General features: G+C 38.5%; 9 protein-coding genes. 4 read left to right on the top strand and 5 right to left on the bottom strand.

Annotated features, from left to right (window positions below; translation table 11 throughout):
- Positions 1–245 precede the first annotated feature (245 nt).
- Positions 246–620: a RidA family protein gene (locus F3G66_RS02755; RefSeq protein WP_149707055.1), complete on the bottom strand. Its 375-nt coding sequence runs from the start codon at positions 618–620 to the stop codon at positions 246–248.
- Positions 621–716: 96 nt separating this feature from the next.
- On the opposite strand from F3G66_RS02755, the gene F3G66_RS02750 reads away from it, so the two are divergent.
- Entirely contained in the window at positions 717–1,190 is a 474-nt protein-coding gene (locus F3G66_RS02750) for a cysteine permease (protein WP_084109800.1), read from the top strand.
- Positions 1,191–1,222: 32 nt separating this feature from the next.
- On the opposite strand, the gene F3G66_RS02745 is transcribed toward F3G66_RS02750, so the two are convergent.
- From F3G66_RS02745 to F3G66_RS02735, 3 genes are all read right to left on the bottom strand, one after another.
- Positions 1,223–1,783: a Fe-S-containing hydro-lyase gene (locus F3G66_RS02745; protein ID WP_149707054.1), complete on the bottom strand. Its 561-nt coding sequence runs from the start codon at positions 1,781–1,783 to the stop codon at positions 1,223–1,225.
- Positions 1,784–1,792: 9 nt separating this feature from the next.
- On the bottom strand, positions 1,793–2,638 hold the full coding sequence (locus tag F3G66_RS02740; RefSeq protein WP_149707053.1) for a fumarate hydratase: 846 nt from the start codon (positions 2,636–2,638) through the stop codon (positions 1,793–1,795).
- Positions 2,639–2,882: 244 nt separating this feature from the next.
- A complete protein-coding gene (locus F3G66_RS02735) occupies positions 2,883–4,223 on the bottom strand; it encodes a hemolysin family protein (protein WP_149707052.1) in 1,341 nt (446 codons plus the stop codon).
- A 171-nt stretch (positions 4,224–4,394) separates the two neighbouring features.
- Here F3G66_RS02735 and F3G66_RS02730 point away from each other — a divergent pair, with 171 nt between their 5' ends.
- Positions 4,395–5,708 carry a sodium-dependent transporter gene (locus F3G66_RS02730; RefSeq protein ID WP_149707051.1) on the top strand — a complete coding sequence of 438 codons (1,314 nt, stop codon included), beginning with the start codon at positions 4,395–4,397 and terminating at the stop codon, positions 5,706–5,708.
- A gap of 45 nt (positions 5,709–5,753) precedes the next feature.
- Here the strand turns inward: F3G66_RS02730 and F3G66_RS02725 are convergent, their stop codons facing one another.
- Positions 5,754–6,200 carry a DUF411 domain-containing protein gene (locus tag F3G66_RS02725; RefSeq protein WP_084109804.1) on the bottom strand — a complete coding sequence of 149 codons (447 nt, stop codon included), beginning with the start codon at positions 6,198–6,200 and terminating at the stop codon, positions 5,754–5,756.
- A 108-nt stretch (positions 6,201–6,308) separates the two neighbouring features.
- On the opposite strand from F3G66_RS02725, the gene F3G66_RS02720 reads away from it, so the two are divergent.
- Both F3G66_RS02720 and F3G66_RS02715 read left to right on the top strand, forming a co-directional pair.
- Positions 6,309–7,277, top strand: a complete 969-nt coding sequence (locus tag F3G66_RS02720) for a putative transporter (protein ID WP_085658560.1) — start codon at positions 6,309–6,311, stop codon at positions 7,275–7,277.
- Positions 7,278–7,715: 438 nt separating this feature from the next.
- A complete protein-coding gene (locus tag F3G66_RS02715) occupies positions 7,716–8,519 on the top strand; it encodes a M48 family metallopeptidase (protein ID WP_087577988.1) in 804 nt (267 codons plus the stop codon).
- Positions 8,520–8,607 lie beyond the last annotated feature (88 nt).

Genomic DNA, 8,607 nt, shown 5'->3' with positions numbered 1-8,607 from the left:
GCTTTATTAACCAATGAAGTTAAAGGTGGTTTCTCGTTTCGTGAGCTGGAATTATATATGAGTAATACTTAAAGATAGTTGAAATATTTAGGGAATTTGAGAAAAAATTGTTAGGGGCTTAAAAATTTTAAAGTATGTATTTTTATTATTAGGTTTAAGGGTTTAGTTTTTGAGATATAAATTTGGAGAGTTTCTGCTCTCCATCATTTAAACATTAAATTATGTGAACTTTTACACAATGTATATTAATAAGCCGCGATAAGCTCTATTTCCACAAGTGCGTCTTTTGGCAAGGTCTTAACAGCTACTGTACTTCTAGCAGGATAAGGCTCTTTAAAAAATTTAGCATACACAGTATTTACTTTAACAAAATCTGCCATATCTGCTAGAAATATTGTAGTCTTTAAAGTATTATCAAAATTAAGCCCTGCCTCAGCCAAGATATTTTTTAAATTTTCAAGCGATTGCTCAGCTTGAGCTTCTACGCTACTACCTGCAAACTCACCCGCTGGTGTGACACCAAGCTGACCTGAGATAAATAAAAATCCATTTGCGCTAATAGCTTGAGAATATGGCCCAATCGCTTGTGGAGCATTTTTTGTTGAGATTTGTTTTTTCATATTTTCTCCTTTTGAAATTTTTTAAAATCCTACTATAAATTTTCTAAATTTTTAGTCTCCAAAAGCTATAATGGGCAAAATTTCAAAAGGATGAAGATGCAAAATATACTCGCACCAAATGAGTTTTTAGATGATTATGTGCTCGGTGCTGAGTTGGCTAAAAATGCTGGCATCTCATCAAATGCTTATCTTTTTTGGAAAAACGTCATAAGTGCTAAATTTGAAAACTCAAGAATAGTTTTTCTTAGAAAAAATAGCATTCCAGTCAAATTTCAAAACATTATAAAAACCTGCACACCTTTGAATGGACTTATTCCAACAGGCGTATTTTGCTCTTTTACCTCGCTTGCTCCATCTCATCTTGTAGCAAAAAATGGTTCTAAGATCTACGAGCTCTTTAAATTTCATGAGATTTGCGGCATCAAATTTATAGACTTGAAGAAATTTTATGATGATTTTAATCTTAGCTATTCTTATAGAATTTACATTGAAAAGTGTAAATTTTTCTCACCTGCTCCATTTGAAAAACGCATAAAACTAACTGAAACGATGTGTCTTGGATATTACTAAAGTCCGCTAGCTTGTTAGCTAGCGGGATAAATTTAGATCTTTTTGTAAGGTGCTTGACCGACTTCATAGAAGTTATTGCCCTCGCAGTCAATGGCAACTATTGCTGGGAAATCCTCAACTGTAAGCCTTGCAACTGCCTCTGGTCCTAGCTCTGGGTAAGCTAGTACCTCATATTTTTTAATACTTTGGCTAATGAGCGCTCCGATGCCACCGATAGCAACCATATAAACGCAGCATGATTTTTTCATAGCCTCGACTACTACGTCACTCCTGTAGCCTTTACCGATCATACCATTTATACCAACTTCATTTATCATAGTTGGGGTATATTTATCCATCCTACCACTTGTTGTTGGACCTGCTGCGCCGATAGCTTGATTTGGCTTGGCTGGAGTTGGTCCGACATAGTAGATAGTCTCACCCTTTAGCTCAACTGGCAGCTTCTCGCCGCGTGCCAATGTTTCAGTAAGTGCCTTATGTGCAGCGTCACGAGCTGCTATGATAGTGCCTGATATTAGGACGTTATCGCCTGCTTTTAGGCTTTTTACTACCTCTTTATCAAATGGTGCTGTTATTCTTTTTACTTCTGACATTTTCTCTCCTTAAAGCTCGGCATCTGCGTGGCGCGCAGCGTGGCAGTTGATGTTTATAGCAACAGGAAGACCTGCTATGTGGGTTGGATACCACTCGACATTTACTTTTACGGCAGTAGTATCGCCACCAAGCCCTTGAGGACCAACGCCGGTTTTACAAGCAAGCTCTAGTAGCTCGTCTTCTAATTTGGCATATCTTGGATCAGAATTTTTACTATCGACTGAACGAACTGCCGCCTCTTTTGCTAAAAGTGCTGCCTTATCCATCGTACCACCTATGCCAACGCCTATTGTTAGCGGAGGACAGGCGTTTGGTCCAGCGTATTTTACAGCTTCTAAAAAGACTTTTTTTACACCCTCTATACCATCAGCTGGCACAAGCATTTTTAAAACTGATTTATTCTCACTACCAAAACCTTTTGGAGCTACTTTTATCTTTAGCTTATCTCCTGGCACGATCCTAGTGTGGATGACAGCTGGAGTGTTGTTTGTGGTATTTTTTCTCTCAAAAAGTGGCTCAGCAACGACTGACTTTCTTAGATAACCTTCAGTGTAGCCTTCCGCAATACCCTCATTTATCGCATCTTCAATATATCCGCCCTCAATATGCACATCTTGGCCGATCTGTACGAAAACAACCGTCATGCCTGTATCTTGGCATATAGGTGCAACGCCCTCTTCTGCTAGCTTAGCATTTTGTAAAATTTTGCCCAAAATGTCTTTGCCAAGCGACGAACTTTCGTTACTTTGAGCCTTTGTAAAAGCAGCCTTTAAATCTGGCGTCACGACATAACAGGCCTGTTTGCAAAGCTTAGCAACGACTTCTCTTATATCTTTTACATTTATTATTCTCATCTTTACTCCTCGTAAAAAACAGTTTTTAATTATATTAACTATATTTAAAATTTAAGATTAAATTTTACTGCTGGATATCTACTCGAAAAAATTTATATGAGTTTATTTTGTTTGACTACAACTAGAAGACTTGTCTAAAACAAAAATTTAGTGAAATAAGCGATGGTGAAATTGAATCTAGAGGCATCACAATATTGATAGAAATTTACATAACATGGCTTATTTAAGCCATAAATATATAAATTTAAGACTGAATGCTCTCCTCTTCATTTTTTATCTTTTTTCTAACTTTTACACGTGAGATACTGGCTCCATCCATCTTTCTTACTTCGTAGTAGCAGTTTTCATCCTCGATCTTGTCCCCAACTACTGGTAAACGACCGATTAAGTTGAAGACATATCCGCCGATCGTGACTTGATCGGTCTCTTCATCAAAGCTTATACCAAGAAGCTCTTCAACGCTCTCTAGATCGTATCTGCCTTGGAATTCATAGATGTTTTCATTTATCTTTTTGTAGTGTTGATCGACCTCGTCGTGCTCGTCGTTAAAGTCGCCAAGCACCTCCTCCATGATATCCTCCATAGTAAGAAGTCCAGCCGTGCCGCCATACTCATCAACGACAAGTGCCGCTGAAATTTGCTCCTTATTCATCATCACAAGCACCTTTGAGATAGAAAGGCTCTCAGGCACGATGACAAATTTACGCACGATCGCATCAAAACTCTTCTCTTTATCCTCGCTAAAGTGTAGCTGTAAGATATCTCTAATGTGTATCATGCCCAAAATGATATCTTTTGAGCCGTCTATATAAGGATAGCGAGTATATTTTGACTCAAAAACGACTTGTAAATTTTCTTCAAAGCTCTTTTGTTTGTTTATACAGATCATGTCGCGTCTTGGCGTCATAACCTCTTTTGCTACCGTGTCACTAAAATCAACTGCATTTTTGATGATCTCAGTCTCAAAACTATCAAGCACACCGCCCTTTAAGCTCTCGCCAACGATGATCTTGATCTCCTCTTCAGAGTGTGCTAGCTCATTCTCTTTTGCTGGCTGGATGCCTAAAATTTTAAGTCCAGATGTAGCTAGGATGTCAAAAAGCTTTATGATAGGCGAAAATAGTATCCAGAAAAAGTGAAGCGGACGAGCGATTTTAAGCACTGCTGATTCTGATTTGGCTATGGCGACTGACTTTGGTACAAGCTCACCCATAACGACGTGAAGTAGCGTGATAAGCGTAAATGCGATCGCAAAGCCGACTGTATGAACTAAGATATCGCTAAGATTAAAAACATTTTTAAGTGGGGCTTCTATGAGCCTTGCGACTGCTGGCTCACCGATCCAACCAAGGGCAAGCGAGCTTAGCGTGATGCCAAGCTGAGTGGCGCTGAGATAGGTATCAAGCTTGTTTGACATCTCAAAGGCAAGCTGGGCGTTTGGCTTTTTCTCTTTGATAAGCTCTTCAAGTCTAGACTTACGAACTTTAACAAGAGAAAATTCTGATAAAACAAAAAAGGCATTTAGTAAAATGAATACAATGGCAAGTATTACCATTAAAAGCGAATTATCGCTACTGGGGTTCAATTATGATCCTTAAGAGTTAAAAATTTTTGCCTGATTATAGCGAATTTATATTTAGCGGTCAAATTATCCACGCCCAAAAGTAACAACATTTCTTAAATTTAAGATTTATAAAAAGTTCTTAAATCATATTTTGATAACATTATTTTCATCACTAAATTTATGGATTTTACAATGAGCAAAAAGAATTTTTCATCGCGCTGGGCATTTATATTGGCCTGTGTTGGATCAGCAGTTGGCATGGCAAATGTCTGGGGCTTTCCTTACAAACTTGGCACAAATGGCGGTGCGGCGTTTTTACTCATCTATGTTTTTTTCATAGCTCTTTTTTCATACGTTGGTCTAAGTGCGGAGTATGCGATTGGCAGACGTGCAAAAACTGGTACGCTTGGATCATATAAATATGCTTGGCAAAGTAGAAATTTAGGCGTATTTGGCAGTATCATCGGCTGGCTTCCGCTTGCTGGCTCACTTTGTATAGCCATCGGCTACGCAGTCATCATCGCCTACGTACTAAAAGCCCTTACTCAGGCGCTTACTGGCTCATTTATGAGCGTTGATACGAACGTTTGGTTTAACTCATTTGCACTTCAAGATTACTCAGTCTTGCCTTATCATTTTATCATCGTTGTTGGCACGCTTCTTACACTATTTTTTGGAGCAAAAAGTATCGAAAAAACAAATCAAATAATGATGCCACTATTTTTCGTATTGTTTAGCATTTTGGCTATAAATGTCGCGATGCTACCAAATGCATTTGATGGGTATAAATTCCTTTTTATTCCTGACTTTAGTAAGCTTACAGATCCGATGGTATGGGTTTCTGCAATGGGTCAAGCCTTTTTCTCGCTCTCTATCACAGGATCTGGCATGATAGTTTATGGAGCGTACCTTTCAAAAGATGAAGATATCGTTGAGAGTGCTAAAACTACGGCCTTTTTTGATACTATTGCGGCTCTTGTGGCCGCTCTTGTTATGATCCCAGCAGTCTTTGCCTATGCTATGGATCCAGCCGAAGGTCCAAAGCTACTTTTTGTAACGCTTCCTAAAATTTTACAAAATATGATCGGCGGACAAATTTTTGCCATTATTTTATTTACAGCTGTTATCTTTGGTGGCATCACCTCGCTTCAAAATATGTTTGAAGTAGTCGCTGAGTCGCTTATGCATAAATTTCCGTTTCTTAATAGATTTTGGACACTCACGCTACTTTGTGCAGTTTGCTTTGGCATAGGAGCATTTATGGAGCCTATTAGCAGTTGGGGACCTTGGATGGACTTTGTGTCGATCTATATTATTCCAATCGGTGCGGTAATCGGTGCTATTTCTTGGTTTTGGATTATTAAAAAAGATGAAATTTTAGACGAGATAAATTCTGGAGCAAATAAATCTTATGGTAATTTCTGGTATTTTGTAGGCAAATTTATCTACGTTCCGCTAACATTTTTACTTTGTATCATAGCCGTAAGTAAGGGAATTTCTTTTTAAATTTAGCTCGCCGAAAAATGAGCTAAATTTAAAAAATTTTTGAAGTTATCTTAGTTTTTTTGTGCCGATGTAAGTGGCAAAAATTTCTTGTGAGCCATCTTTTTTAAATAAAATAACATCGTATTGCTCAGCTTTACTGCCTTGCTCCATACCTTGGCTCTCCATCGGCATACCAGGCACTGCGATACCAACTACATCTTTTGGCTTAAGCTCTAATAGGCGTTTTACCTCATCGGCTGGAACGTGACCTTCTATGATATATCCATCGATAATTGCTGTATGGCAGCTTGAAAGCTCTAGCGGCACGTTAAATTCTTTCTTAACTTTTGCTATATCATCTACTTTTATGACCTCTTCGCTAAATCCAGCCTTTTGCATCGCCTCACCCCAGCTAGTACAACATCCACAAGTTGGGCTTTTATAGACCTTCATATCAGCCGCGAACACAAGTGTTGCAAAAAAGCCAAGAGCCAAAAATGCTAATTTCTTCATCATTTTCCTTTACGTAAAATTTGCAAAATGATATAGCTCGCATTTAAATTTTATATAAATGCTTAATATTGCTTGCTATAATTCGCCAAAATTTACAAAAGGCACTTTATGTTTTCATCATTTTTTAAAGATAAAAAATGGGCACTTTGGGCTTATGGCGGAGCGATATTTATCATCTTACTTCTTATCTATCAAACGCACCTAAATGTCCGCATAAACGAGTGGTATAAAAATTTCTACGACATCGTGCAAAACTCAAAAGATCATAATGTAAGTGAGTTTTGGCGAGAAATTTTTAACTTTATAAAAATCGCTATGCCTTACGTCGTGACTTACACTGTGATCTCATTTTTTGCTAGCCACTGGGTCTTTCGCTGGAGAGAGGCGATGACGTTTAGATATCTAAAATTTTGGCAAAACTGCAAAAGCGATATCGAAGGTAGTTCGCAGCGTATCCAAGAAGATGTCTACCGCTTTGCCAAAATAATGGAAAGCCTTGGCGTGCAGGTTTTAAGGGCGATCATGACGCTAATTGCCTTTATACCAGTACTTTGGGAGTTAAGTAAGAGCGTGAGTTTGCCTTACATCAAAGATATCGAAGGCTCGCTTGTTTATATCGCTTTAATAATTAGCATCGGTGGCCTGATTATTTCGTGGTTTGTGGGCATTAAACTCCCACATATCGAGTATAACAACCAAAAAGCAGAAGCGGCATTTAGAAAAGAACTAGTTTACGGCGAAGATGATAAGTCTAAATTTTGCCAGCCAAACGTCATGCTAGAGCTTTTTACGGGCGTAAAGTTAAATTATTACAAACTATTTTTGCACTACGGCTACTTTAACCTTTGGCTCATCTCTTTTTCACAAATTCTTGTCATCGTGCCTTATGTCATCATGGGAAATGGCCTATTTAGCGGTGTTATCACACTTGGTGTGCTTATACAAGCCAGCAACGCTTTTTCACAAGTTAGAGAGAGTTTTAGCGTATTTATCGACAACTGGACGACGATAACAGAGCTAAGATCTGTAAATAAACGTTTGAGAGAGTTTGAGAGAAATATAAACTATAAGGCGTAGGCGTAAATTTACATACCAAATAAACTCTAGTAAATTTTAAAATTTCATGAGCGAGTAATTTCGGCTCTAAAATTTGAGCTAAGCGATAAGCGAAGCCAAATTTTAGTAGTTAATTATTAGGGGTGAATGAAAGTTTAAAATTTGCAAAATAGCTTTATTAAATTCGTAAATTTCTTTTTATTTAAAAGGGAGACAAGGGGACTTGAATTACGAAGCCGTCCCCTTATCCCCCTTTTTAAATCCCCTAAACCCCTCGCACGTTAGGAGTGGCATGCAATCGTGCTGGCGCACTGCATGCGTTTTATTTTAGAAAATTTCTGACAAATTTTAAAATTTGCAAGCCATTTCAGCTCCAAAATTTAAATTTATCCCCTCGTTTAACAATGCATATCCAACTCAGGCTATAATACGCAAAATTTTAGTCCAAAAAGAATAAAAATGAAAAAATTTTTACTTACATTGTTAGCGACTAGTTTGCTCTTTACTGGCTGCTCAAGCGTTACAAAAGCAGGCGTTGTTGGTGCTGATCGTAAGCAATTTATGTTAGTCTCATCAGAAGCTATGGAGCAAAGCTCAGCCCAAGCCTATGTCAAGACGCTAACAGCTGCTAGAAGCAAAGGCGAGCTAAATGTTGATCCGATCCTTACAAAAAGAGTTCAAGATATCGCTAAAAGACTCATCGCCCAAACTGGTGTTTTTAGAGATGACGCTCTAAAATGGAAGTGGCAAGTAAATGTCATTAATGAAGATACGCTAAATGCTTGGTGTATGCCAGGTGGCAGGATAGTCGTTTATAGTGGCATCATAAAAAGGCTAAATTTAACAGATGCGCAGCTAGCTGCGGTCATGGGGCACGAGATCGCACACGCTCTTAGGGAGCACAGCAGAGAACAAGCAAGTGCTGATCAGATGAAAAGCATAGGCATCTTTGCAATAGCCACAGCTACTGGCCTTGGCGATCTTGGAGCTAATGCTCTAAATTTAGCTAGCGAATACACCATATCTCTGCCGTTTTCTCGCTCGCATGAGACTGAAGCCGATCACATCGGTACTGAGCTAATGGCAAGAGCCGGATACGATCCAAAAGAAGCAGTCGAAGTCTGGGTAAAAATGAGCAAGATGAGTGGTGGAAAGGTGCCTGAAATTTTAAGCACTCACCCATCAAACGAGAGCAGGATAAAAGATCTAAAAGAGATCGCAGCAAAGCTTGAGCCAGTCTATCAAGCTGCCAAAAGAGGCTAGGCTTCAAAACAATTTGAGCGATCTGATGGTTGCTCAAATTTATAACTAGTACATTTTAAAAAACTACGACTGCTGATATTCGGCTAGT

It is taken from the genome of Campylobacter concisus, from assembly GCF_902460665.1.
Classification (GTDB): domain Bacteria; phylum Campylobacterota; class Campylobacteria; order Campylobacterales; family Campylobacteraceae; genus Campylobacter_A; species Campylobacter_A concisus_AL.
Note: the sequence above shows the minus strand (reverse complement) of the source record. Positions and strands in the feature narration are given on the sequence as shown.

Bases quoted from the DNA above. Each gene is read 5' to 3' on its own strand.
- F3G66_RS02745 (WP_149707054.1), bottom strand. From the start codon at position 1,783: ATGTCAGAAGTAAAAAGAATAACAGCACCATTTGATAAAGAGGTAGTA.
- F3G66_RS02715 (WP_087577988.1), top strand. From the start codon at position 7,716: ATGAAAAAATTTTTACTTACATTGTTAGCGACTAGTTTGCTCTTTACT.
- F3G66_RS02740 (WP_149707053.1), bottom strand. From the start codon at position 2,638: ATGAGAATAATAAATGTAAAAGATATAAGAGAAGTCGTTGCTAAGCTT.
- F3G66_RS02720 (WP_085658560.1), top strand. From the start codon at position 6,309: ATGTTTTCATCATTTTTTAAAGATAAAAAATGGGCACTTTGGGCTTAT.
- F3G66_RS02730 (WP_149707051.1), top strand. From the start codon at position 4,395: ATGAGCAAAAAGAATTTTTCATCGCGCTGGGCATTTATATTGGCCTGT.
- F3G66_RS02755 (WP_149707055.1), bottom strand. From the start codon at position 620: ATGAAAAAACAAATCTCAACAAAAAATGCTCCACAAGCGATTGGGCCA.
- F3G66_RS02750 (WP_084109800.1), top strand. From the start codon at position 717: ATGCAAAATATACTCGCACCAAATGAGTTTTTAGATGATTATGTGCTC.
- F3G66_RS02725 (WP_084109804.1), bottom strand. From the start codon at position 6,200: ATGAAGAAATTAGCATTTTTGGCTCTTGGCTTTTTTGCAACACTTGTG.